Raw genomic sequence first — 24,713 nt, forward strand, 5'->3', positions numbered from 1 at the left:
GTGTTAGCCAGCACCCGTGTTAGCCAGCACCAGTGTTAGCGGCGACTGGATCGACGAAGCGCAGCCAGCCCCAGACCGCCACGCTGAGCGCCGCGAAGGCGCCGGCAGTGAGTACGGCACCGATGATCGGGAACGCCGTCCCTGCGCGGCCGAGGATCACCGCAGAGGCGAGGAGTGCCACCACCAAGACTGTTGCAAGCCAGGCCGGTCGGGACCACTCGAATACTGCTCGTCCAGGAAGTGTGGCGATGGGCAGAACAAGGACCACCACCGAGCCGAGTCCCGCAAGCGCAATCGTGGTGAGGGACTCGGTGGCAAGGAGCGGCCAGAAGCCCTCGGGCGACACGAACAGTGCGTGAAGCAGCCACGCGACTGACGCAAGGGCGGTCACCGCAGAGATCTCCACCAGACTGACGATCGCCCGCGCGCGAACCCCGACGGTCTCAGCGAAACTGACCCCGATCAGTACTCCGGCGATGACGGGAGGCTGGATGCCGCTGACGCGTGACAGCACCGCCGCGAGGAGTACGGCGAGCAGCAACATTGGCACGAACCGCAGTCGACCGCTCACCCCCTGCGCGGTGGACCCCAGCCGGGTGGCGATCGCAACGCCAACGACATTGAGCACGGCGAGGCCGACTACCACGGCAATGGCAAGTCTCAGATAGCGCACCTGGTTGTCTACTCCGCCCGCGATCAGGATGAGCCCGGCCGCGGCGGCGAGCGGAATGGCTCCCGCGAGCCAGGGATTCACCGGTGTCGACGTGGCCGCCGCCGCCGAGGCCGTGATGCGCGAACGGTTACGACCGGTGAACTGGATCGAGGGGATCCGAAAGTGTCCGTCAAGAGCACCGGTGAGCAGCCGGAGCGGGAGGGCTACGAGCACGACGAAGGCCAGGGCGAGGAGAGGCACCAGCAGCATATTGCCGGCCGTTGCACTGCTCGAGAGGGTGGGGAGCATGGCGCCGAACGCCGTGGGGGTGCCCCAGTTGTCCCCCGAACCGCCGGGGGGAGCTGCCGGTGAGAAATTATACGGACCTAGCCCCGCGCTCGGCGGCCCGCTCGGTTGCTCTGACGGGGGCGACGCGGATGGGTCTGATGAGGATGGGGGCGATGCGGACGGGTCTGATGAGGGTGGGTCTGATGAGGATGGGGGTGACGCGGATGGGCCTGACGAGTTCGGCGGGGAGGAGGATGACCCGTTTTTGACCCCGAAGTAGACCGTGATCGGCTGGCTCGGCGCACTGTAGTTGCCCGCTGCATCGCGCTGGATCACTCGCAGGGTGTGGGCGCCCGGTGTCACCCTTTCCAGCGCACAGCTGAACGCCCCGTCGACGATCCTGGACTGGCAGGCGGGAGCGTTGTCGAGGTACAGGTCTGCCACTCCGACGAACCGGGAGGGCGCGGTCTCTCCGGTTCCCGTGATGGTCACCGTGGCACTCGTCACCCGGCTGCCTGCCGCAGGCGAGGTGATGACGGCTCTGGCCGGGGCATCCCGGTCGACCACGAGCGTTACTGACCCGGAGAGCGACGACGACGCTCCTCCGCCGAGATCGGCGCGCGACTGTTGCACCCGCACGACGTAGTCTCCGGAGGGCACCGTGAGCGGGCAGGACCAGAAGCCCGTGTCGGTGGCTGTCGAGGAGCATCCGATCGTTCCGTCGTCGAAGACCGGGGTCACCGTGCTGCCGGCGAAACCGTAGCCGGAGACGATTCCCGTCGTATGGAAGCCTTCCGCGCCATCCATGGTGGGGGCACCGAGCACGTCGATCGTGGCAGAACGGGGGTCGGATGCCACGCCGTCGCGGGTCTGCACCGCGGTAAGGGTGATCGCGCCACCGTTAGCCAGCGCGGCGATGCAGCTGAAGTCGGTATCGCTTGATGCGGGGATCGTGCAGAGCGGGGTACTCCCGGTGGACTGGCGGGTGACCACCACGCTGCTTCCCGCGTCTTTGGTGCCGGTGAGTTGCACAGCGTTGGTGGGGGAGAACGTGGGCGCATCGAAGCTGAAGTTCGCGCCCGGCGCAATTTCAGCCGCACCTATCAGCACAACGGACTGGACTGCGAAGCCGGTGATCGCGAGTGTCACCAGGAGGCTGCGCCGCCACTGTTCTCGCCGCCACTCTTTTGGATGCGACTGTTTTTGCGATGCAGGTGGTCGACGGCGTGCGCTCGCTCCGCGATCGCGAAACAAACGCGGGGAAACGTTCGAGAGGGAGGGCTGCACTGTGACTCCATTCAGCACGGCATCGTCACCGGTGTCAAATATGTGTGCGTTGTAATGATGTGCGTTGTAATGAACTGTGCACCAGAACAGACTTGATGTGCCCTCAGCTGACGTGCTTGGCTAGCTGACGTGCTTGGCTAGCTGACGTGCCTGGCTAGCTGACGTGCCTGGCTAGCTGACGTGCCTGGCTAGCTGACGTGCCTGGCTAGCTGACGTGTACGGCGGGCCGGCGCTTCGAGTCTCGCTCCGACTCACGCAGGATCTCGCGGGTCACCGGTGCGATGTCGCCCACCCCAGTGACGAGGAATTTGAACATGTTGGAGATCGGGTTGCCTGAGCTCCACTCGAAGTAGATCGTCGGCACGATCGATGTCTCGTCACGGATCTGCAGCAGCACCGCGGCAATCGTGTTGGGGATGGTGCCACTGTTCACCTCGAGCACCCGATAGCCGTGCTTATCGATGCCGCGCACGATCAGGTCCTCCTCGAAGTCGGAGGAGTCAGACGGGTGCACTTCGAGGAAGATGGTCTTCGACCGCTGCGGAATGTGGCTGAAGCGACGCTCGTCTGAGTTCTTATTCTTATATTCCGACTTGCTCCCGTCATCCGGCTCGTTCGCGATGATGCGGATGTGGCCACTGGCAGCGTCCGCGGTCAGGAACTCGAGGGCCGCAGCATCCAGCACGACCGACGTAGCCCGCAGCTGCAGCGCCCGCTGAATGCGGGAGACGACGGAGATGACGAGAATCGCGATGATGAAGAGTGCGGCGATGCGGATGCCGTCCGGGCGCTCTCGGATGTTCTGGAAGGTCGTGTAGACGAACACGAGGGCGATGATGGCGAACCCGATGGTGCGTTTGCGCTGCTTCTTCGCCCGGGCGGACAGCGTGACCGCGACGGATGCCGAGGTGATCAGCACGAGCACTCCGGTTGCGTAGGCTCCGGCCTGGGCGTCGACGTTAGCCTGGAAGACCACCGTGATGAGGAACGCGATGGCGGTGAAGACGAGCACGAGGGGACGCACGGCCCTCGCCCAGTTCGGCGCCATTCCATACTTGGGCAGGTAGCGCGGCACGAGGTTGAGCAGTCCGGCCATTGCGGACGCCCCGGCAAACCACAGGATGCAAATGGTCGAGATGTCGTAGACCGTGCCGAAGATCGGCCCGAGATACTCGTGAGCGAGGTAGGCGAGGGCACGGCCATTGGCTGGTCCACCGGATTGGAATGCTGCCTGTGGAATGAGAATCGTCGTGACCAGGCTCGACGAGATGAGGAAGGCGCTCATGATGATCGCGGCATTGGTGAGCAGGCGGTGTGCACCGCGGATGCGTCCGGCCGGGTTCGCGTCGGTGTCACCCGGGTCCCCCTTTATTTGGGGCATCACGGCGACGCCGGTCTCGAAGCCGGAGAGGCCAAGCGCGAGCTTCGGGAAGACGATGAGTGCGATCCCGATGATCATCAGGGGATTGCCATGCTGCGTATTCACCGCGCTCCACCAGTCGGTCACGGCAATCGGGTGGGTGAAGATCTGGCCCATCGACACCAGGATGACGACGAGGTTGAGCGCCAGGTAGACGGCGACGAGCACGACTGCGATGCCGATTGCTTCTTTGAACCCGCGGAGGAAGACTCCCCCGAGCAGGGCGACGAGTACGAGTGTGATCGCCACTTGGTGACCCTGAAACCATGCGGGTGCGAAGGGGTTCTCGATTGCGTGAGCTGTAGCATCCGCTGCGGAGAGGGTGATTGTGATCATGAAGTCGGTGGCAGCAAATCCGAGCAAAACCAGCACGAACAGCTTGCCGGCCCACCATGGCAGCAGTCTCTCGAGCATCGCGATCGAGCCGGAGCCGCGGAAGCTCTCGCGGGCCACCCGGCGGTAGACCGGCAGAGCACCGAACAGGGTGAGGGCCACGAGCACGAGGGTGGCGAAGGGGGAGAGCAACCCCGCAGCGACAGCGGCGATGGCTGGCTGGTATCCCAGCGTAGAAAAGTAGTCGACACCGGTGAGGCACATCACCCGCCACCAGGAGTGGGTATTCTCCACGACGGCCGCGTGCGGACCCTGGAACAGCCCGGTTCGGTCTGCGAGCCCGTGCAACATCCACCGGCGGAACGATCCGGATCTTCGCAGTGCTGCAGGCGTGAGAGCCATTGGTGCCATTCTTTCGACAGGTGAAGTCTTGTGGGGGTCGTGTCTCGGTGGATAAGAATAACGGTCGGATGCTGAGTAGCGAATGCACCCGTCTTCCTGAATCGCGGCAGCGACTGTGCTGGAGGGATAACTGTGCTGACGAGATAACTGTGCTGCCTCAGTATTGGCTCGGAGTGTGCATCGAACCGTCAGCGCAGGAATCCGCCGCGGCTATAGTTATCGCGTCATGCGGTTCGCCGCCTCGCAACACCCACTGTGTGAAAGATCGGTCATGGAAATCCTTATCGTCCTCGGCGTCATTGTCGTACTCGTCGCCATCATCGGGATTTATCTGCTGACGACCTACAACGGTCTCGTGCGCCTCAATGTGCGGGTCGATGAGGCATGGAGCGACATCACCGTCCAGCTCAAGCGACGAGCCGACCTGCTTCCGAACCTCATCGAGACTGTCAAGGGGTATGCCGCCCACGAGTCCGGAGTCTTCGAGGCCGTAACCCGGGCGCGCGCGGAGTCGATCAACGCGTCGTCACCGGCAGACGCCGCGGTCGCCGAGAACCACATCCAGAGTGCGCTGAAGAGCATTTTCGCCGTAGCGGAGGCCTACCCTCAACTCCAGGCCAGTCAGAACTACCTGCAGTTGCAGGGCGAGCTCGTCGACACCGAGGATAAAATCCAGGCCTCGCGCCGCTTCTACAACGGTGGCGTTCGCGAGCTCAACACCAATATCAAGACCTTCCCGAACACGCTGTTCGTGCGCGGCCTCGGATTCACCGAACGCGACTTCTTCGAGGTAGCAGACTCTGCCGCGATCGCGGAACCGCCCCGCGTGCAGTTCTAGCTGAAGCCTTATGTATCGCGCGATAGCGAAAAACAAACGCAACACTGTCTTCATCATCCTGCTGTTTCTGCTGATCATCGGCGGTCTGGGTGCACTCGCGGCCTACGTCTACAACAGCCCCTCGGTCGCGATCACCGTGGTCGTGATCGCGGTGGGTTACGCCACGATTCAGTATTTCGCCGCGTCCCGACTGGCAATCTCCATCTCTGGCGGCCAGCAGATCCAGAAGGCCGATAACCCGCGGCTATATCGCATCGTGGAAAACCTGTCGATAACCAACGGATTGCCGATGCCCAGGGTCTACATCATCAGTGACCCGGCACCGAATGCATTCGCGACCGGGCGCGACCCTCAGCACGCCTATGTCGCCGCGACCACCGGCCTGCTTGACCTCATGGATGACTCGGAGCTCGAAGGCGTGATGGCCCACGAGATGGGCCATGTGCAGAACTACGACACGCGGGTGTCGATGATCGTTTTCGGGCTTGTCGTGGCAATCGGCTTCATCGCCGACCTGTTCCTGCGCTTCGCCTTCTTCGGTGGCGGGCGTGGCAACGACCGTAACGGCGGTGGCGGAGGTAACCCCATCGTCATCGTGTTCGGCATTGCCGCGATGATCGTCGCGCCACTGGTCGCCGCGGGCGTGCAAGCCGCAATCTCACGCCAGCGCGAGTACCTCGCCGATGCCACCAGCGCGATGACGACCAGAAACCCGGACGCTCTGGCTAGCGCGCTCGAGAAGCTCGGCCAGTACGGCCGCCCCATGCAGAAACAGAACTCGTCGATGGCCCACCTGTGGATCTCCGACCCGACCAGGCCGGGCTTCCTTTCTCGCCTCTTCAGCACCCACCCGCCGATCGAAGACCGGGTCGCCCGCCTGCATAAGATCGGCGGTGAGTTCTAGCGGCTCTACACCGTGCTGTTCTGCACTGCGCTGTTCTGTACTGACACGCCGAGTTCGGCGGCGACAGCGGCTGCGAGGTCCCCGCGCCCCATCACCTCCACACGCTCGAGCCCCTGCCAGGCGGCGGTCTCGCGCAGCAGGATGGCGAGGCGCGCTGCTGTCTCGGCCGGGGCATCCGTCTGAGTCCATGCCGACTGCACCCGGAGGATTCGATTCTGGCGGTCGTTCTTGAGGTCGACCCGACCGTCCAGCTGATCATCGATCAGCAGCGGCAGCGTGTAATACCCAAACACTCTTTTGTGCGCTGGCGTGTAGATCTCGATTCGATAGTGAAAGCCGAACATGCGCTCGGCGCGGTTACGTTCCCACACCACCTGATCAAAGGGGGAGAGCAGCGCCGTCGCCCCGATGCGGCGCGGGAAACGGGCGTCACGATGCAGGTAGGCCGGGCGATTCCAACCCTGCACCGTCACCGGCAGCAGCTCCCCGGCATCCACCAGTTCGTGCACCGCGGCCCGGGCAGGTTCGATCCCGATCCGGTAGTAGTCAGCAAAATCGCTGAGGGTGCCGATACCGTGGGCGCGCGCCGACAACAGCAGCAACTCGCGGATGGCGTCGGACCGTGTCACCTTGCGCTCGGATACTGCCGGGGGGAGGTCCGTGGATGCGAGCGCATACCGGCGCTCGAACCGTGAGCGACCGGCCGACACTGCCTCGCCGAAACGGAAGAGCCACTCGAGCCCGGTCTTGACCTCCGACCACCCCCACCAGCCGCCGGCCCCCTTACCGGAATCGTGCTCGATCTCACTCGCGGCGACAGCACCGCGGTCGACCAGCTCGGCACGCAACCAGTTGAGCATCGGGCCATTCTCGGCCACCCAGCTGCCGGGTGTTGAGTATCGCGCGCAGTTATCGTCCATGCGCCAGCGGAATAGTGGCCAGGCATCTACCGGGATGATTGCGGCCTCGTGGGCCCAGTATTCGACGTAGTTGCCTCGGCGGTCGAAAACCAGCCGGTCGAACACAGACTTGTCGTAGGCGCCGAGCCGAGCGAACAGCGGAAGGTAGTGACTTCGCTCGAACACGTTCACCGAGTCGAGTTGCACGAGACCGAGGCGGTCGAGAACTCCACTGATTTGCCTGCTGCCCACTGCGGTGGGAGCAGGTCGCCCGAATCCCTGTGCAGCGAGAGCAGTGCGCCGAGCCTGGGCTGCAGACAGCGTGTGCGCGGTCCTGGTGTGCGCGGTCTTCGTGTGCGCTGTCATCCCTTGACCCTATGGAGACCAACCGACTTCCCCACGGCCACGGTGGGGTGCCGTATGGTCATCGTTAGTTAGTCTCCCGTTCACCGACGGGACTAATGGCGGACAGCGCTGTTGCATAGCCTCACCGGAGGTCGTGACGGTACCCACTGTCTGCTCACAGCGCAGGCGGCCACGCGGCCAAACGGAGGAAAATTGTTCAATAAGCGCATCATTGTGACAGTTGCGGCTCTCGCGGCGATCACCATTTCACTCAGCGCATGCTCGAGTACGCCCACTCCAGCGGCATCCGGTGCTGTCGACGCGAAGACCGCAACCAGCGTGTCCGCCTTCGGCGGTATGGCGGGGCTCGTGAAGGCAGCGAACGCGGAAGGTGCGCTCAACGTGATCGCCCTGCCCGACAACTGGGCCAATTACGGCAAGATCATCGCCGCGTTCAAGGAAAAGTACCCGAAAATCACCGTGAACTCGGCGCTTCCCGACGGCTCGAGCGCCGAAGAGATTAAGGCAGCAGATGACCTCGCCGGCCAAGACACGGCTCCGGATGTGTTCGACCTCGGTCCCGCCGTCACTCTCGCAAGCACCGCGAAGTTCGCCCCGTACAAGGTCGCGACCTGGGCCGACGTGCCCACGGCGAACAAAGAGAAGACCGGGCTCTGGGTCAACGACTACACCGGACTGATGTCGGTCGGGTACGACTCCTCGGTGATCAAGACCGCGCCGAAGAAGCTCTCCGACCTGCTCGGTAGTTCCTATAAGGGCAAGGTCGCGATCAACGGCGACCCGACGCAGGCCGGAGCAGCGTTCGCCGCCGTCGGTCTTGCGGCGATCCAGAGCGGCGGCTCTGCCGCCGATTTCCAGCCGGGCGTCGATTTCTTCTCCAAGCTGGCTAAGGCGGGCAACTTCCTTCCGCTCGACCCGACACCAGCCACGATCGCCTCCGGGGAGACACCGGTCGTCTTCGACTGGAGCTATAACAACCTGGCACAGGCCACGACCACGCCGAACTGGAAGACCGTCGTCTTCTCGGGAAGTGCCTACGGCAGCTACTACAGCCAGGCGATCAACAAGGGTGCTCCGCATCCCGCCGCCGCCCGCCTCTGGCAGGAATTCATCTACAGCCCCACCGCGCAGAACCTGTACCTGGCTGCAGGCGCCTTCCCCGTGCAGATCGCCGCGATGGATAAGGCCGGCACGACCGACGCGAAGGCGCTGGCAGTCGCCGGCAAGATGCCCTCGCAGTTCGTCTCGCCTACCGAGGCCCAGACAACAGCCGCGGGTGCACTGCTCACCGCAAAGTGGGCCGCGGCGGTCAGCCAGTAATCGCAACCTCACCGCGGTAACCCATCACAATGAACAGCTCATCGCTGTGACCACCGGAACGAGTCGACCGCGTAATGCGCGGCGGCTCGTCTCCGTGCGCCCCTCGGTCATCGGGCTCACGCCCTTTGCAGCGTACGTGCTGCTATTTCTGGTCATCCCCACCCTGCTCGCGGTGCTTTCGGGGCTGTTCGATGCCCGCGGCAACTTCACGGTCGCCAATGTCGTGGCACTCTTTACCCCCGACATTCTCAAGATCTTCGCCAGTTCTTTCTGGATCTCTGCCGTCACCGCGGTCGGAGGGGCCGTGGTCGGCGCACTCGTCTGCTACGCCCTCCTCGGCATGAATCCGCAGGGCACCCTGCGCTCAATGGTCGACTCCGCAGCGAGCGTGCTCGCCCAGTTCGGTGGGGCGATGCTGGCCTTCGCGTTCATCGCAACGATCGGGCTCCAGGGCTTCGTCACCGTGATCCTCCGGGATCTCGGCATCAACATCTTCGCCAACGGCGTCTGGCTCTACCAGGTGCCCGGACTGGTGCTGCCATACCTCTATTTCCAGGTGCCGCTCATGATCATCACGTTCATGCCGGCGCTTGAGGGACTGAAACCGCAGTGGGCCGAAGCCAACGCGACCCTGGGTGGCACTCGTCTCACCTACTGGGTGCGCATTGCCGGCCCCGTGCTTGCGCCATCCTTCCTCGGGAGCCTGCTTCTGTTGTTCGCCAATGCATTTTCGTCCTACGCCACCGCGGCCACCCTGATCAGCCAGGGCGCCCAGATCGTGCCGCTGCGGATTCGCGCCGCCCTCATCAGCGAGACCGTGCTCGGCCGCAGCAGCACCGCCGGCGCGTTGGCGCTCGGCATGATCGTGGTCATGATCGTGTTGATGTGGGGCTACTCCGCCCTGCAATCCCGCACGACGCGGTGGCAGCAGTGAGCGGCAATCCCACGGTTGGAGCTGCCCCCGGACGTCTCGCTCGCACCGTGATCCTCAGTGTCGTGGGCATCGTGTTTGCCATCCCGATCATCGCCATGGTCGAATTCAGCCTCCGGAACCTCGCCGGCGGCTACACGATCGCCCACTGGGCCGGAGTATTCTCGCCGACGGCCACCGTCACCTACGCCATCGTCTTCACGGGCCTTGGCAATTCGCTTGTGCTTGCGGTGGTGACGGTCATCATCATCCTGGTGATCCTGCTGCCGACAATGGTGCTCGTGCAACTGCAGTTTCCGCGTCTGCGGCGGGTGCTCGAGTTCGTCTGCATCATCCCGATCACGGTGCCAGCTATCGTGATGGTCGTGGGCCTCGCACCGGTCTATTCGGTAGTGGCGCGACTCGCGGGCTCCTCGATCTGGACGCTCGCCTTCGCGTACGGGATCACCGTGTTGCCCTACGCCTATCGCGCAATCCAGTCCAATCTCAGCGCGGTAGATGTGGTGACTCTGTCTGAGGCCGCTCGCTCGCTCGGCGCGGGCTGGGGCAGTGTGCTGTGGCGAATTATTTTGCCGAATCTGCGCCGGGGGACCCTCGCAGCCGCATTCATCACGGTGGCCGTTGTGCTCGGTGAGTTCACTATCGCCTCCCTTCTCAACCGGGTGAACCTGCAGACCGCCCTCGTTCAGGTCTCCCGCAGTGATCCGTTCGTCGCCGTGATCTTCTCCCTGCTCGCTCTCCTATTTGCGTTCGTTCTGCTGCTTCTCATCGGTCGCCTCGCGTCCGACCGCCGCACTCGCGACCACAGGAAGGCCTCATGACCTCTACCCCGCATTCCACTCCGGCTGGCGCGGCAGTCGAGCTGATCGATGTCGTGAAGGACTATGCGGCACACCGCGCCCTCACCGGAGTGAACCTCTCGGTGCGGCCCGGCGAATTCGTGGCGTTGCTCGGGCCGTCGGGCTGCGGCAAGACCACTGTGCTGCGCGCTCTGTCGGGACTCGAGCGGGTAGACGCGGGCAACATCCTCATCGATGGAGTCAATGTGGTCGATGTGCCTGTCAACAAACGGGACATCGGTATGGTTTTTCAGTCCTATTCGCTTTTTCCCCATCTCACATCGGTCGAGAATGTGGAGTTCGGGCTGCGGATGCGCAAAATTCCGACTGCCGCCCGCCGCACTCGCGCGGCAGAGGCGCTCGATCTCGTGGGTCTCGGCCACCTCGCCGGGCGGTACTCACACCAACTCTCTGGAGGTCAGCAACAGCGGGTTGCCCTCGCGAGGGCACTGGTGACCCGACCCCGGGTTCTGCTGCTCGACGAACCGCTCTCTGCTCTTGATGCCAAGGTTCGGGTGCAGCTACGCGATGAGATCCGACGCATCCAGACCGACCTCGGTATCACGACGCTCTTCGTCACCCATGACCAGGAAGAGGCGCTCGCGGTCGCCGACCGGGTTGCTGTAATGAGGGAGGGCAACATCGAGCAGATCGGCACACCGGAAGAGCTCTACACCGCCCCCGCCACCGCGTTCGTGGCCGCATTTGTCGGCTTGAGCAACCGGATGCCCGCCACACTGTCGGGTGCGCAGGTCACCCTCTATGGCCAGACCCTTGGGGTGCTCGGCTCCCCATCCGCGGCCGGAATTCTCACTGGTCCGGTGCTCGCCCTCGTGCGCCCGGAGGACCTGCTTCTGGTTTCTTCCGCAACCCCCGGCAGTATCGCGGCGACCGTCGTCGCGTCGAGCTTCCTCGGATCACTGCGGCGCACCCAATTGGCACTCGCCGACGGCATCCTCGTGTCAGTTCAGCACGATGTATCGGAGCATCCGCAGCCCGGCGAAAGTGTGGCAGTGCGGTTGCGCGGAAACCCCGTCGCAGTGAGTAGCATCGACGGCTGAGACACATACTCGCCAGTGCATGTATTCGGGATTTGCGCAAGTGCACCGGCATAGACTGACTCGATGAAGTTCGGATCGCCCAAACGCACCCCCGCGGTGATCGCGTCGGCAGAGGCGAATACCGCGAGGCAGCAGGCCGATGCGACACTTCCGGTCGGCATTCGGATCGCGGGAGCCTGGTCGTGGCGGATACTTCCGATCGCCGCCGTGATCGCTCTGTTCATTTATCTTGTGATCACGCTGCGCGAGATCGTGGTTCCGTTCATGGTCGCCATCCTGCTCGCGGCGCTGCTCGTGCCGCTCGTGAAATTTCTCGTGCGCCACCGCTGGCCCAAGTGGCTTGCCGTTGCTCTCGTGGAGATCGGGCTGTTGGCCGTGGTGTTCGGCCTCATCTTTCTCGTGGTCGTCCAGGTGCGCAGCGGGTTCCCCGATCTGCAAAAGCAGAGCATCGAGGCATACGACAACTTCACACGGTATCTTCTGGCATCGCCGTTGCACCTGACCAGCGCGGACATCACCGCCTATCTGGGCCAAGCGTGGGCGGCGATCCAGAAAAATAGCCAGGCTCTGGTTTCTGGCGCGGTGACCTTTGGAACAACGGCCGGACACGTTCTGGCGGGAACGCTACTTACGCTCTTCGCCACGCTTTTCCTGCTCATCGACGGGGGCGGCATCTGGGCGTGGGTGGTGCGGCTGTTCCCCCGCAAGGCGCGTGGAGCCATTGATGGCTCCGGGCATGCCGGGTGGGTCACCCTCACCAACTTCGTTCGGGTGCAGATCTTCGTGGCCTTTGTTGATGCCGTCGGCATCGGACTCGGAGCCTGGATCATCGGGCTCTTCTTCGGAGGATTCCCCCTGGTGATCCCGATCACGGTCGCGGTGTTCCTCGGATCGTTCATCCCGGTCGTCGGTGCGCTGTTCTCTGGAGCGCTCGCCGTCTTTATCGCGCTCATCTATCTCAACCCCATTGCGGCACTGATCATGCTGGCCGTCGTGATCGGCGTGCAGCAGATCGAGGGTCACGTTCTGCAACCCTTTGTCATGGGCACGGCGGTGCGGGTGCATCCTCTCGCAGTCGTCTTCGCTGTCGCGGCCGGCGGATTCCTCGCGGGCATCCCCGGAGCCCTGTTCGCGGTGCCGGTCGTTGCCACCGTCAATGTGATGGTCAAATTTGTGGCCAGCGGGCGATGGCACAGCACCGTCGAAACCCGCGCGGAGACGAATGCCTGAACTCACCCTCGCTGGCCCGACGCTCGCCGGCTTCGAAGCGGCCCGCATCGTTGTGTCCCAGGTTGCCGAGATCACTCCGATGGAGAGCTCTCGTTTTCTTGCTGAGCTGCTCGGCTCTCCGGTCTACCTCAAGTGCGAGAACCTGCAACGCACCGGTTCGTACAAGATCCGTGGGGCCTACAACCTCATCTCGCGACTCACCGACGAAGAAAAATCCCGTGGCGTGGTCGCGGCATCGGCAGGCAACCACGCCCAGGGGGTGGCCTTCGCGGCCCGCGAGCTCGGTATTTCTGCGACCATCTTCATGCCGGTCGGAGTCGCCCTTCCGAAGCTGCAAGCGACCCGCAACTATGGCGCAGAGGTCGTGCTTCGAGGCAATGCGGTCGATGAGGCGTTGCGCACGGCAGCCGAGTTCGCGGCGAATACCGGTGCCGTCTTCATCCCTCCGTTCGACCATGCGGATGTCGTGGCAGGCCAGGGCACAGTCGGTCTGGAAATGCTCGATCAGGTTCCCGACCTCCAGACCGTGATTGTGCCCATCGGTGGCGGTGGCCTCATCTCCGGGGTGGCGAGCGCGCTGAAGCAGAAGTTCGCGCTTCTTGGCCGCTCGGTTCGGATCATTGGCGTGCAGGCAGAGAATGCCGCACCGTATCCACTCTCGATCCTCAATGGTGTCTCGACAGCAATCAAGTTGCTGCCGACAATCGCTGACGGGATTGCGGTGAGCAAGCCGGGCATCCTCAATTTCGAGATCATCAGGCATGCTGTCGACGAGATAATCACCGTCTCGGATGACGACATCGCGCGCGCAATGCTTGTGCTGCTCGAGCGGGCAAAACTGGTGGTCGAGCCCGCCGGGGCCGCCGCCGTTGCAGCGATCATGACCGGCCAGGTGACGGATGCCGGCGTCACTGTTGCAGTGCTCAGCGGAGGGAACATCGACCCGCTCGTGATGGAGCGCGTGATCTCACGCGGGCTCTCGGTGTCCGATCGCTACCTCAAACTGCGGCTGATGTTGCCAGACCGTCCGGGTCAGCTCGCGCGAATCGCCGAACTTGTTTCCGAGGCGAACGCAAACGTTGTGGAGGTGTTGCATACTCGCAACGGTCGCAACGCCCTTTTCGGCGACGTGGAGCTCGAGCTCAGCATCGAAACTCGAGGGCCGGAACACGTGCAGCGCGTACTTGGCGTTCTCGTCGAGGCGGGCTACGAGCCCCGCATCGACTTCTGACGCTGGTACGCATTTGACCTACGACAGGTCAGTGTCTACGGCAGATATGTCTCGACCTTGTCGATCTGCACGGTGATCTCTTTGCCGTTCGGCGCGGTGTATGACACAGTTTCGCCGACCGAATGGCCGAGAATGGCAGTACCGAGTGGGCTGCCCTCGCTGTAGACATCGAGGACGCTGTCTTCGCCGACAATCTCGCGACTTCCGAGCAGGAAGACGCTCGTGTCCCCCAGAATGCGTGCGCTCACGACCGTGCCGGACTGCACCACTCCCGTACTGGTCGGAGCCGCGGCCACAGTGGCGTGACGCAGCAGCTCGGTGAGCACCCGGATGCGGGCCTCCATCTTGCCTTGTTCCTCTTTGGCGGCGTGGTACCCACCGTTCTCCTTGAGGTCACCCTCTTCACGCGCGGACTCGATCTTCTTGGCAATATCGATGCGTCCGGTGGTCGACAACGACTCGAGCTCGGCGCTCCTACGCTCGAAGGCTTCCTGGGTCAGCCAGGTTTCGGTGGTCTCGGTAGACACGATTCGCTCCCTCGAAAATGCAAATGAGACCGGCCGCCTGGCCGGTCTCCCATTAGTGACCTCCAGCTTAGGTCAGCCAGCACCGGTAGATCAAGCCGGTGACGCCCATCTCTGAGCTCAATACCGTGTGGGTGTAGGAGGTCGTGTAGCGGGTGGATGCCGGAACGCTGACGATGCGCCATCCCACGATCCCGTGGGCTTCGTTCTGCACCTGCAGCGCGCAACTCGCCGTCTTGCCGACCGGCATCGACACCTGAAAGCTGATGCTCACCTCACGGTCATTAACGATCGTGGAACCCTTGTCTTCGGCGTCAAGTGTTGCGCCGGCCTGGTCGAGACCCGCCCACAGCACCCACGCGGTCACGACAATCGCCGCAGCCGCGCCCGCGACAAGGTAGATGAGACGATCCCGGCGTTTCTTCTCTGGAGTGCGGCCGTAGCGGGCGGCCAGGCGCGAGGATTCGGGCGCAGAGACTTCCCGCACCTCGGGTGCTTCCTCATCTATCGCAGTCACGTCACATCCCGGAAAGCCTATTCTTGTACTCCAAGGCTATCTGCCAAACCCTGCATGTCTGCTAACCCCGTCATGCCCGCTAACCCCTAGGAGTTCGGTGACACAGCGCCTGCTTGCCGTGCACGCCCATCCCGACGACGAGTCGAGCAAGGGCGCCGCAACCTATGCCCACTACCGCAGCATCGGCACTGAGGTGCTTGTCATCAGTTGCACCGGCGGTGAGCGCGGTGATATCCAGAACGAATTACTCGAGCCGAAGGCGATGGCGAATCGCGATATGGCCGGCTTGAGGCGCATCGAGATGGCGAACGCTCAGGCGGCCGTCGGGTTCGAGCATCGCTGGCTCGGGTATGAGGACTCGGGGTTGCCAGAGGAGGGGGAGTCGGTGCCCGCAAATTCTTTCGCCGTCATCCCGCTCGAGACCTCCGCCGAGCCGCTCGTGAAGATCATCCGCGAGTTTCGACCGCAGGTGCTCATTACCTATGACGAGATGGGGGGATACCCTCATCCCGACCACATCCGCACCCATGAGATCTCGCTCTACGCCTACGAGGCAGCGGCGGATGCGACGCGCTATCCGAACGCGGGCCAGCCCTGGCAGATTTCCAAGGTCTACTACGACCGCATCTTCAACGCTCCGAAGATCGAGGCGATGTACCAGTTTCTGGTGGAAAACACCCCCGAGACACCGCAGCTCGCCCAGCTGGAGGAGATCCGCGAGCGCATGAAGGATCGCCCCAATCTCACCACCACGCAAGTGCGCGTGGATGACTTCCTCGACGCTCGTGACGAGGCACTCCGGGCCCACGCCAGCCAGGTTTCACCGGATAGCGCATTTTTCTTTTGGCCGAACGACCTGCAGCGTGAGGCCTGGCCGTTCGAGGACTTCCAGCTCGCTCTGTCCCGTGTGGATTCGCCACTGCCCGAGACCGATCTTTTTGCGGGAATCATCGCCGAGGAGGTCAGCGCATGAGCGGTCTGGTCGGTGGCCTGTACACCGCAATCGTGATGCTCGCGGCGACCCCGACACCCCAGCCGAACTTCAACGAAAACTCGGTCACGCCCACCTGGGTGGGCTTCGCTGCGACCTTCGGGGTGGCAGCGATCGTCGTGCTGCTCTGCATCGACATGGTGCGGCGGGTGCGGCGTGTGCGCTATCGCGGGGAGATCCGCGAACAGCTGGAGGCGGAGCGGGATGCCGCGGCGACTGACACGCCGCCGACGGCCCCCTAGCCGCTCAGCGTCAGAAGACCGGCGGGTTGGTGGCCACCAGGAAGATCGCGGTCCAGTGGCAGAGGAATGCCAGCAGGGTGAGTGCATGGAAGATCTCGTGGAATCCGAAGACCCCCGGCACCGGATTCGGACGCTTGAATCCGTAGATCACCGCGCCGATCGTGTAGCAGACACCCCCGAGCAGGATGAGTGTCATCATCACAGCATTGGCCTGGTAGAAGTCCACGATGAAGGCGAGTGAGGCGTAGCCGAGCAGCAGATATAGCGGCACATAGAGCCAGCGCGGTGCACCGATCCAAAACACTCGGAATCCGATACCGAGCCCTGCACCGATCCAGACGAGCCAGAGCAGCAGCACTGATTTGTCGTGCGGCAGAGCCAGCACAGTGATGGGGGTGTAGGACCCCGCGATCAGCAGGAAGATGTTGGCGTGATCGAGCCTCTTGAGCACACGCTTCGTGCGGTCGCTCCAGCGGAAGCGGTGATACAGCGCGGAGACACCGAACAGCAGCAGCGACGACAGCACGAACACCGAGCTCGACACCCGTGCCGGCACGCCGTCGGCCAGGACGATGAGAACAGCACCGAGGGCGATCGCCACCGGGAAAGTGACCGCATGGATCCAGCCGCGCCAGGTGGGTGTGCGGCCAAGCAGTTCGGCTCGCGTTGCGATCGCGTCATCCAACAGCGGGATGTTGTCCGATTCCGTGGCCATAAAACCCAAGTTTAGTGTCGACCGATCGGGCCCGGCCCGGGTTCTAGACGGAACTGGTTACGGCGGCTTGTGCAGTAGCGTATTGGTGTGGCACAGCGGCAAGTTCCCTTCGGACGCGGCATCCTCTACGGGCTCTACCAAAACCGGATCCGTCGCTTTCTGGCCACCCAGCAACTGCCGAAGCACGTCGCGATGATCCTGGACGGCAATCGGCGCTGGGCCAGGCAACGGCTGCTCGAAACAGCGGCCCACGGGCATCGTGCCGGAGCGGCGAAGTTTCGTGAGTTCCTGGTCTGGTGTGACGACCTGTCGATCGCCACAGCCACGCTCTACCTGCTGTCGACCGATAACCTCACCGGTCGCACGACGGAAGAAATCGACGAGTTACTTCAGATCATCGCCGAGCTCGCAGAGGACCTCTCCCACTTTCGTGACTGGCGGGTGCAGCATGTGGGTTCCATCGACTCACTGCCACCCCACCTCATCGACGCCCTCACGACGGCAGAAAAGCGCACCGCCGCGAATACCGGGATGCACATCAACCTCGCGGTCGGCTACGGCGGAAGGCGAGAGATCGCCGATGCGATGCGCAGCATCGTCACCACGCACGAGGAGGAGGGCGGCACGCTCGATGCACTCGCGGAGATCCTCACCCCCGAGCTCATCGGTGACCACCTCTACACCGGGGGTCAGCCCGATCCCGACCTCGTCATCCGCACCTCGGGCGAGCAGCGCCTCAGTGACTTCATGCTGTGGCAGAGCGCACACAGCGAGTTTTACTTCGTTGAGGCACTCGGGCCAGACCTGCGTGAGGTCGATTTTCTTCGTGCGCTGCGCGATTATGCCCGCCGCCAGCGACGCTTTGGAAGTTAGTGATCCATGACAACGATTGATGACTTCTGCTCCGGATTCGCCGAGGAAGCCGGCTACCTCGACTTCGCCTCGTTCGGCCCACTCGGCCGTGCCGCGATCGAGGAGCAGCTGGCTGTTCTCGAACTGATGCGTCGCGCCAGGTTCGGCAGCCTCGCAAGTCTTTTCGGGCAGGATGCGCGAGTGCGCGCCGCGGTCGGCACACTCACTGGCTTCCCCGCCGAACAGGTGGTGCTCCAGCCGAACACGGGTTCCGGCCTCATGCAGGCGATGTTCGGCATCACCGGGGGAGTGCTGCTCTCCGCGACGGAATTCCCCGCACTCCCGGTTGCCGCAGTGCGTGCCGCGGATGCCCTGTCAGTACTCGTGCCCCACTGGCTCGATACCGACGGCGGGCCGGTGACCCCGGGAGTGATCCGAGACCAGCTCGCTCCGAGCATCGTTGCGGTGGCCGTGAGCCTTGTCGATGTGCGCACCGGCTACCTCGCCGACCTCGAGGGCATCCGGCAGGTGATCGGTGATCGACTGCTCATCGTCGACGCGACGCAGGGTTTCGGCATCGTGGACGCGCCGTTTCACCTGGCGGATATCGTAGCGAGCGGCGGGCAGACCTGGGTGCGGGCCGGATGGGGCACCGGCTTTCTCGCGCTGAGCGAGCGTGCCCTCGAACGACTCACTCCCGTATTCAGCGGCCCGGCGGCCATGGATTCGTGTGAACGGGATTCCTGTGAACGGGACTCGTGTGAACTGACCGACGATGGGGTTGCACCGCCCGCACGGGATGCCGCGGCCTACAGCATCGGCAGGGCGAGCCCGATCGACCAGGCCCGATTCGCTGCGGCCCTCGAGGAAATCGGTGCAGTGTCAGTTCCAGCGATCAGCGCCAGGCTGGCGGAGAAAGTGTCGCGGGTCATCGACCTCGCGGACGAGTTTGCTCTGCCGGTGGCATCCTCCCGGGCCGAGAACCAGCGGGCGGGAATCATCGTGCTGGAGCCGGCCGCCGACCAGCTCACGCCGCTCACGGCATCCCTCTTCAACCACGGGATTACCGCGACTACGATCGGCGGCACGGTGCGCCTGAGCCCCCACGTGTCGACCACTGAAGAGACCTTCGCTGCGCTGCGCGGAGCCTTCATCAGCTATGCCTCGACCATCACCGTCTGAGGGCGACCGTCAGTTCGGCAAACGTTAATCTTCGGGTGACGCGGTGAAGGGTGTGTCGGTGATGGACCGGCCGTCCACAGCGGTAGCGTACGAGCTATCAGGTATGGCGCCTGATCGAGACGGCCACGCAAGTTCGTCTGAGCAATCTGCACTGGCACAACGTGTGGTGGCCGTCACGAGGACTAGTTCCGGATGCGTAATGCATCCGGGGATGGAGCTCACGTGGCCGCTTTCGACAAGACCAGCCCCGCACGCCGTTCTCAGAAACTTGGGGCGACAGACACGGCGGCAGACAGACAGGCCAAGCAAGCCGAACGCACCTATGTGCTCGACACATCGGTGCTGCTCTCTGACCCGAAAGCCATCTTCCGCTTTTCGGAACACGCGGTCGTGCTTCCGGTGGTCGTGATCTCGGAGCTTGAGGGCAAACGACATGATCCGGAGATCGGATATTTCGCACGCCAAGCTCTTCGCAATCTCGACGAACTGCGTGTGCAGCATGAGCGTCTCGACTTTCCGATCGCTGTCGGCGATGGGGGATCACTTCGAGTCGAGCTCAACCATTCGAATATGTCGGTCTTGCCCTCCGGACTGCAGCTCAACGACAACGATTCGCGGATCCTGGCCGTCGCCCTCAACCTGTCGAACGAGGGACTGAATGTCACCGTCGTTTCCAAGGATCTCCCGCTGCGGGTGAAGGCTGCGTCGATCGGTCTCGCCGCGGAGGAATATCGCGCGGAGCTTGCCGTCGATTCCGGCTGGACCGGCATGGAGGATGTCACGCTCGCGTCGGATCAGATGGCGAAGCTGTACGACACCGAGAAGCTCACCACCCGAGCGATCGGGGACACTCCGATCAACACCGGGCTCGTCATCCACTCCGACCGCGGTTCAGCACTTGGCCGGGTCACCGCGCGCGGGGAAATGCGACTCGTGCGCGGCGATCGCGACATCTTTGGACTGCACGGGCGCTCGGCCGAACAACGTCTCGCCATCGATATGCTGCTCGATCCCGAGATTGGAATCGTCTCGCTTGGCGGTCGGGCCGGAACCGGTAAATCAGCCCTCGCACTCTGCGCCGGCCTCGAGGCAGTGCTCGAGAAGCAGCAGCACAAAAAGATCATGGTGTTCCGTCCGCTCTATGCCGTGGGAGGCCAGGAGCTCGGCTTCCTTCCCGGTGATGCCTCAGAGAAGATGAACCCGTGGGCTCAGGCCGTATTCGACACGCTCGGTTCCGTTGTCTCGCAGAACGTGCTCGATGAAGTTGTGGAGCGTGGCTTGCTCGAGGTGCTGCCGCTCACCCACATCCGCGGCCGCTCGCTGCACGATGCCTTCGTGATCGTGGATGAAGCGCAGTCGCTCGAACGCAATGTGCTGCTCACCGTGCTCAGCCGGATCGGCCAGAATTCGCGGGTCGTACTCACTCACGACGTTGCCCAGCGCGACAACCTCCGAGTCGGTCGCCACGACGGTGTTGCCTCGGTGATCGAGACCCTCAAGGGACACGCTCTCTTCGGGCACATCACACTGACTAGGTCGGAGCGTTCGGCGATCGCAGCCCTCGTCACCGAGATGCTCGAATCGTATGAATTGACCTGATTCTGCACGGCGGATTGGCTCCGGTGAGCGTGATGACGAAAGGTAGACAGCTTAGGCTTGCGAGGTGAATCTCCCCCTCGTCATCGTGATCGGTGGACTCTCGATTCTCACTCTGTGGGGGCTCGTCGCGCCACGCTCCCAGTGGCGCACCCTCAGTGGCTGGAGCACGCGGGAGGGGGCCGGTGCCGAGCCGGCAGCGGTACTCATCCGAATCCATCGCCTCGTTGCCGGCGTCGCCGTTGCGGCGCTCGTCGTCGTTGGCCTGACGGTGATCTCAGGCGCGCCGGTCGCCGGGGGCAGTTCTGAAATCGGGGGTATGGCAGGCCCGAGCAGCCAGGCCAGGGCACCGAAAATCAGCAACCCCGTCCGGTTGCTCTGGGGTGCGCCCGACCCGGCGGTCGTCAACCGAGTGTTTGTGCCGGTGAGCACTCCGTCGCTCGACCTCACCCGGGTTCCGGTGCTGCGGTACCAGTCGCTGAGCCCCAAAAACCGCAGTCCGGCTTATCTGTTCGGTCTGAACACCTATGCCAGGCCGTATGCGACCACAACCGATGGTTACCTTGGTGCCGATCCCACGGTTGGGTTCACTGCCCTCGACACCGCGAATATCGTCGTGCAGGTGCGCGCCGACAGTCGCTGCGTTCCACAGCAGGTGCTCGTGGTCGCCTCGGACACCGCCATCTCTCTCGCGGTCTATTACGGGCGCCCGGTGGGTGAGCCACTTGACGCGAAAGCTCTCGCCGCCCCCTGCGACCAGGGTGCGGCGGGTGCAGCGTCGACCTCGGTGCTTATCCCGATCGACCTCGGGTCAGATCTCGGCGGTCGTGCCGTGCTGAACCTCGAGGGAACACCGATCTCACGCGCGCAGGTCGGGCAGTAGTCCCCGTCTGACCAGGCGTCTGGCTCGGGATGGTCTGGCTCAGGAAGGTCTGGCTCAGGAGCGGGCGGGCGGACGGGTCATCGAAAGCACATCGAGTGCACTGTCGAGCAATTCAATCGACACCTCGCCGCGCTCGACGAAGCCGAGATCGATCACCGATTCTCGTACCGTGATCGATTTGGCGACCGCGTTCTTCGCAACCTTCGCGGCAGCCTCGTAGCCGATCACTCGGTTGAGCGGGGTGACGATCGCCGGTGAGGACTCCGCTAAAGCTCTGGCGTGCTCCACGTTGGCGGCGAGGCCGTCGACGGTCTTGTCAGCGAGGGCAACACTGGAGTTGGCAAGAAGGCGGATCGATTCCAGGAGCGCGGTTCCCATGACGGGAATCGCTACGTTGAGTTCAAAGGAGCCGGATGCGCCGGCCCAGGCGATCGTCGCATCGTTGCCGATCACGCGGGCGGCCACCATCAGCACAGCCTCGGGAATCACCGGATTGACCTTGCCCGGCATGATCGATGAGCCGGGCTGCAGGTCGGGGATACTGAGCTCGCCGAGTCCGGTGTTCGGACCGGAGCCCATCCAGCGCAGGTCGTTGCAGATCTTGGTGAGGCTCACTGCGATCACCCGGAGGGCGCCGGATGCTTCGACCAGGGCATCCCGGGCACCCTGGGCCTCGAAGTGGTCACGCGCTTCCGTGAGCGGCAGTCCGGAGTCGGCAGCCAGCACGGCGATGACTTTTTGCGAGAAGCCGGCCGGGGTGTTGATACCGGTGCCGACGGCAGTGCCGCCGAGCGGCACTTCCGCGACGCGCACGATGGTCGAGCGCACTCGCTCGATTCCGTAGCGCACCTGGGCCGCGTACCCGGCGAACTCCTGGCCGAGTGTCACCGGGGTGGCATCCATCAGGTGGGTGCGGCCGGACTTCACCACGGTCTTCCACAGTTCGGCTTTCGCCTCGAGGGCAACAGCCAAGTGGTCAAGGGCGGGAACGAGGTCGCCGAGGAGGGCTCCGGTCACCGCGACGTGCACGGAAGTGGGGAAGACATCGTTGGAGGACTGCGAAGCGTTGACGTGGTCGTTGGGGTGCACGGAAGCCCCTGCGAACTGGGTGGCGAGGGTGGCGAGCACCTCATTGATGTTCATGTTCGACGATGTGCCACTGCCGGTCTGGTAGGTGTCGACCGGAAACTGGTCGTGATGACGACCGGCGATCAGTTCATCGGCTGCGAGCACGACCGCATTCGATACTGGCGCGTCGAGGATACCGAGCTCGAGATTGACGATCGCGGCAGCGCGCTTGATCCGCGCCAGTGCCACGATCTGGGCCGGCTCGAGGCCGCTTCCGGAGATGGGGAAATTCTCGACTGCACGCTGCGTCTGTGCTCCATAGAGGGCGGACACCGGCACGCGCACTTCGCCCATTGTGTCGTGCTCGATGCGATAGTCAGATTCAGTCACGGCGATGTGCTTCCTTAGCTCTCGTGGTGGAGTCACTCACGTGGCGTAAGCGGCTCATATGGTGAGGTCGGCGCGGTGTGATGTGCTCAGTTCGGGTTGGGGATCGCACCGACGATGATGTCGGGAACGGCCGTACCCTCGAGCAGCCGATAATTCGCACCGACGATAGCCAGCGTACCGGCGGCGATCGCGTCGCTGATCAACTCGGAGGTGTGGAGGAGTTCAGCGACGGTGTCGCGCAGGTGTTCGCGCCCCACCTCTGTCGAGTCCGGGCCGATGGTCGGGGTGCCAGTGCGCAGGGTGACGCGCGTGACGGCGGGAATGATCTTCTCGATCAGCTGGTGGATGTGCGGGGGTAGGGGCGGAGCATCCGGCGCCTGGGAGTCGATCGCCGCCTTCACCGCACCGCATTCGTCGTGCCCGAGCACCACGATGAGCGGAACATGAAGCACAGCGACGGCGTATTCGAGAGAGCCGATCACCGAATCGGAGATGACCTGGCCGGCGTTTCTCACCACAAACAGGTCGCCGAGACCGTTGTCGAAGATGATCTCGGCAGCAAGGCGGGAGTCGCTGCAGCCGAAGAGTGCGGCGCGCGGAGCCTGCGCAGCGACCAGTTGCTCGCGCCGTTCGACATCCTGTCTCGGATGGCTCGGCGTTCCCTCGACGAAACGCCGATTGCCGAGATGCAGCTCGGCCCAGGCATGCGCCGGAGACCGATCGTTGCCGTGCGCACCATCGTCATGAGCAGCGTTGTGGGGCTGATCGGGTGGTGGGCCGGTTGGCGGGTGCATTGCGCCGGTCATCCGGTGCTGCCGGCGAGTTGGGCGACAACCGCCGAAGCAAGGGTGGTGAACTCTTTCGCGGACCCGGTGCCGTGCAACACGATGCTGCTGACTCCGATCACCGTGCTCAGCGAGTAGGCGTAATTGCCTGGATCCTGCTCGGTGCGTCGATCGTAGACTGCCCAGTCCTGGCCACCGATGGAGATCGAGCCGGTGGATCGGGTGTTAACCAGCTCGTTCGAGACCCAGGTGGGGTTGGCGTTGATGCCCTGTACCAGGCCGATGTATTGGGTCGACGGTGTGATGAACCCCACCTTCCAGGCGAGCACCGAGTCGGAGCCGGTCGTGAGGCCATCATCGTTCGCACTCCAACCGGTGGGCAGTTCAGGGGCGGCGAGCGTGTGCCCGGCCCGGGGTTCAGATGCTGAGGCATCTGCGCGGTAGTCCACGGCGGCTCGCGGCGCTCCATCCGGTCGCACGACGACGAGGACGAGAACCAGCACGACCGCCAGGCACGCAAGCAGCGCGAAAACTAGGTTGCGCAGAGTCTGGTTTGCGCGGTGTTTACGCGAGTTCTCCGCTTTGCGGGCGGCGGTTTCGTCTGCCGTCTCCGGCCGGCCGAGCTCCGCGACGATGCGGGGTTGACGATCTTTTTCGGCGGCCACTAGCTCTGCACTGCTCTGCTCGACACTGCTCTGTTCTGCACGGTGTCAGGCACCGGGGTCGACCGCGGTGGAGCGAGCGGCATCCAGTCGTGCCTTCGCACCGATAAGCCACTCCTCGCAACGGCGGGCGAGCGCTTCGCCGCGCTCCCAGAGGGCAAGCGACTGCTCCAGGGTCGACGAACCCTGTTCGAGTTCGTTCACCACCCGAATCAGCTCGTCGCGAGCCTGTTCGTACGATAACTCGGCGGTACCTGTCGCGGAAGCGTCAGCGCGCGAGGTGGAGGGGGTGGATGCCACGGTGA

Annotated in this window: 24 protein-coding genes; 14 read left to right on the forward strand and 10 right to left on the reverse strand. The window is 63.7% G+C overall.

All coding sequences use genetic code 11. The annotated features are described in order from the left end of the window. Window positions 1-19 precede the first annotated feature (19 nt). Together IWX88_RS05155 and IWX88_RS05160 are read right to left on the reverse strand one after the other, a co-directional pair. Window positions 20-2,089, reverse strand: coding sequence for a hypothetical protein (locus IWX88_RS05155; protein WP_196827988.1), 2,070 nt, complete (start codon window positions 2,087-2,089; stop codon window positions 20-22). A gap of 343 nt (window positions 2,090-2,432) precedes the next feature. Beyond that, window positions 2,433-4,391, reverse strand: a complete 1,959-nt coding sequence (locus tag IWX88_RS05160) for an amino acid transporter (protein WP_196827990.1) — start codon at window positions 4,389-4,391, stop codon at window positions 2,433-2,435. A 262-nt stretch (window positions 4,392-4,653) separates the two neighbouring features. Here IWX88_RS05160 and IWX88_RS05165 point away from each other — a divergent pair, with 262 nt between their 5' ends. Further along, window positions 4,654-5,220, forward strand: coding sequence for a LemA family protein (locus IWX88_RS05165; protein WP_196827992.1), 567 nt, complete (start codon window positions 4,654-4,656; stop codon window positions 5,218-5,220). 10 nt (window positions 5,221-5,230) lie between these two features. After that, entirely contained in the window at window positions 5,231-6,124 is an 894-nt protein-coding gene (locus IWX88_RS05170) for a M48 family metallopeptidase (RefSeq protein WP_196827994.1), read from the forward strand. A gap of 5 nt (window positions 6,125-6,129) precedes the next feature. Here the strand turns inward: IWX88_RS05170 and IWX88_RS05175 are convergent, their stop codons facing one another. Beyond that, on the reverse strand, window positions 6,130-7,389 hold the full coding sequence (locus tag IWX88_RS05175) for a winged helix-turn-helix domain-containing protein (RefSeq protein WP_196827996.1): 1,260 nt from the start codon (window positions 7,387-7,389) through the stop codon (window positions 6,130-6,132). Window positions 7,390-7,581: 192 nt separating this feature from the next. On the opposite strand from IWX88_RS05175, the gene IWX88_RS05180 reads away from it, so the two are divergent. From IWX88_RS05180 to ilvA, 6 genes are all read left to right on the forward strand, one after another. Next, window positions 7,582-8,709, forward strand: coding sequence for an ABC transporter substrate-binding protein (locus IWX88_RS05180; protein WP_196827998.1), 1,128 nt, complete (start codon window positions 7,582-7,584; stop codon window positions 8,707-8,709). A 46-nt stretch (window positions 8,710-8,755) separates the two neighbouring features. Further along, on the forward strand, window positions 8,756-9,643 hold the full coding sequence (locus IWX88_RS05185; RefSeq protein ID WP_370568183.1) for an ABC transporter permease: 888 nt from the start codon (window positions 8,756-8,758) through the stop codon (window positions 9,641-9,643). Continuing rightward, on the forward strand, window positions 9,640-10,461 hold the full coding sequence (locus IWX88_RS05190; protein WP_370568184.1) for an ABC transporter permease: 822 nt from the start codon (window positions 9,640-9,642) through the stop codon (window positions 10,459-10,461). Before IWX88_RS05185 ends, IWX88_RS05190 begins: the two co-directional genes overlap by 4 nt. Further along, on the forward strand, window positions 10,458-11,540 hold the full coding sequence (locus IWX88_RS05195) for an ABC transporter ATP-binding protein (RefSeq protein WP_196828000.1): 1,083 nt from the start codon (window positions 10,458-10,460) through the stop codon (window positions 11,538-11,540). The genes IWX88_RS05190 and IWX88_RS05195 overlap by 4 nt, the downstream gene beginning before the upstream one ends. Before the next feature lie 63 nt (window positions 11,541-11,603). Continuing rightward, window positions 11,604-12,770 (forward strand): AI-2E family transporter, encoded by a 1,167-nt coding sequence (locus IWX88_RS05200; RefSeq protein ID WP_196828002.1) that lies wholly within the window; start codon window positions 11,604-11,606, stop codon window positions 12,768-12,770. Then, complete coding sequence (ilvA, locus tag IWX88_RS05205) at window positions 12,763-14,001, forward strand: threonine ammonia-lyase (RefSeq protein WP_196828004.1); 1,239 nt, start codon at window positions 12,763-12,765, stop codon at window positions 13,999-14,001. The genes IWX88_RS05200 and ilvA overlap by 8 nt, the downstream gene beginning before the upstream one ends. A gap of 35 nt (window positions 14,002-14,036) precedes the next feature. Here the strand turns inward: ilvA and greA are convergent, their stop codons facing one another. Together greA and IWX88_RS13795 are read right to left on the reverse strand one after the other, a co-directional pair. Next, window positions 14,037-14,528, reverse strand: a complete 492-nt coding sequence (gene greA, locus IWX88_RS05210; protein WP_196828006.1) for a transcription elongation factor GreA — start codon at window positions 14,526-14,528, stop codon at window positions 14,037-14,039. A 67-nt stretch (window positions 14,529-14,595) separates the two neighbouring features. Further along, window positions 14,596-15,042 carry a DUF4307 domain-containing protein gene (locus tag IWX88_RS13795; RefSeq protein ID WP_196828008.1) on the reverse strand — a complete coding sequence of 149 codons (447 nt, stop codon included), beginning with the start codon at window positions 15,040-15,042 and terminating at the stop codon, window positions 14,596-14,598. A 97-nt stretch (window positions 15,043-15,139) separates the two neighbouring features. Between IWX88_RS13795 and mca the strand changes: the two genes are divergently transcribed. Continuing rightward, window positions 15,140-16,015: a mycothiol conjugate amidase Mca gene (gene mca, locus IWX88_RS05220; RefSeq protein ID WP_196828010.1), complete on the forward strand. Its 876-nt coding sequence runs from the start codon at window positions 15,140-15,142 to the stop codon at window positions 16,013-16,015. Beyond that, the gene (locus IWX88_RS05225) at window positions 16,012-16,275 is read left to right on the forward strand and encodes a hypothetical protein (protein WP_231368908.1); all 264 of its coding nucleotides are present in this window, start codon (window positions 16,012-16,014) and stop codon (window positions 16,273-16,275) included. The genes mca and IWX88_RS05225 overlap by 4 nt, the downstream gene beginning before the upstream one ends. Window positions 16,276-16,285: 10 nt before the next feature. On the opposite strand, the gene IWX88_RS05230 is transcribed toward IWX88_RS05225, so the two are convergent. Further along, window positions 16,286-16,990, reverse strand: coding sequence for a hemolysin III family protein (locus IWX88_RS05230; RefSeq protein ID WP_196828012.1), 705 nt, complete (start codon window positions 16,988-16,990; stop codon window positions 16,286-16,288). 87 nt (window positions 16,991-17,077) lie between these two features. On the opposite strand from IWX88_RS05230, the gene IWX88_RS05235 reads away from it, so the two are divergent. The 4 genes from IWX88_RS05235 (at window position 17,078) to IWX88_RS05250 (ending at window position 21,503) form a co-directional block, all read left to right on the forward strand. After that, complete coding sequence (locus IWX88_RS05235; RefSeq protein WP_196828014.1) at window positions 17,078-17,863, forward strand: isoprenyl transferase; 786 nt, start codon at window positions 17,078-17,080, stop codon at window positions 17,861-17,863. Between the two features lie 6 nt (window positions 17,864-17,869). Then, window positions 17,870-19,024: an aminotransferase class V-fold PLP-dependent enzyme gene (locus IWX88_RS05240; protein WP_196828016.1), complete on the forward strand. Its 1,155-nt coding sequence runs from the start codon at window positions 17,870-17,872 to the stop codon at window positions 19,022-19,024. Window positions 19,025-19,246: 222 nt separating this feature from the next. Further along, window positions 19,247-20,623, forward strand: coding sequence for a PhoH family protein (locus IWX88_RS05245; RefSeq protein ID WP_370568185.1), 1,377 nt, complete (start codon window positions 19,247-19,249; stop codon window positions 20,621-20,623). Window positions 20,624-20,687: 64 nt separating this feature from the next. Then, window positions 20,688-21,503, forward strand: a complete 816-nt coding sequence (locus IWX88_RS05250) for a hypothetical protein (RefSeq protein WP_196828020.1) — start codon at window positions 20,688-20,690, stop codon at window positions 21,501-21,503. 54 nt (window positions 21,504-21,557) lie between these two features. Here IWX88_RS05250 and IWX88_RS05255 read toward each other — a convergent pair whose 3' ends face one another. The 4 genes from IWX88_RS05255 to IWX88_RS13800 all read right to left on the reverse strand — a co-directional run bounded on the left by IWX88_RS05255 (window position 21,558) and on the right by IWX88_RS13800 (window position 24,708). After that, a complete protein-coding gene (locus IWX88_RS05255; RefSeq protein ID WP_196828022.1) occupies window positions 21,558-22,961 on the reverse strand; it encodes a class II fumarate hydratase in 1,404 nt (467 codons plus the stop codon). An 86-nt stretch (window positions 22,962-23,047) separates the two neighbouring features. Further along, window positions 23,048-23,767 carry a carbonic anhydrase gene (locus IWX88_RS05260; protein WP_231368909.1) on the reverse strand — a complete coding sequence of 240 codons (720 nt, stop codon included), beginning with the start codon at window positions 23,765-23,767 and terminating at the stop codon, window positions 23,048-23,050. After that, window positions 23,764-24,411 (reverse strand): DUF4245 domain-containing protein, encoded by a 648-nt coding sequence (locus tag IWX88_RS05265; RefSeq protein ID WP_196828024.1) that lies wholly within the window; start codon window positions 24,409-24,411, stop codon window positions 23,764-23,766. Before IWX88_RS05265 ends, IWX88_RS05260 begins: the two co-directional genes overlap by 4 nt. Window positions 24,412-24,456: 45 nt before the next feature. Next, window positions 24,457-24,708 carry an exodeoxyribonuclease VII small subunit gene (locus IWX88_RS13800; protein WP_370568186.1) on the reverse strand — a complete coding sequence of 84 codons (252 nt, stop codon included), beginning with the start codon at window positions 24,706-24,708 and terminating at the stop codon, window positions 24,457-24,459. Window positions 24,709-24,713 lie beyond the last annotated feature (5 nt).

The sequence above is a fragment of the Frigoribacterium sp. CG_9.8 genome (assembly GCF_015751965.1).
In the GTDB taxonomy this organism is placed as follows: domain Bacteria; phylum Actinomycetota; class Actinomycetes; order Actinomycetales; family Microbacteriaceae; genus Lacisediminihabitans.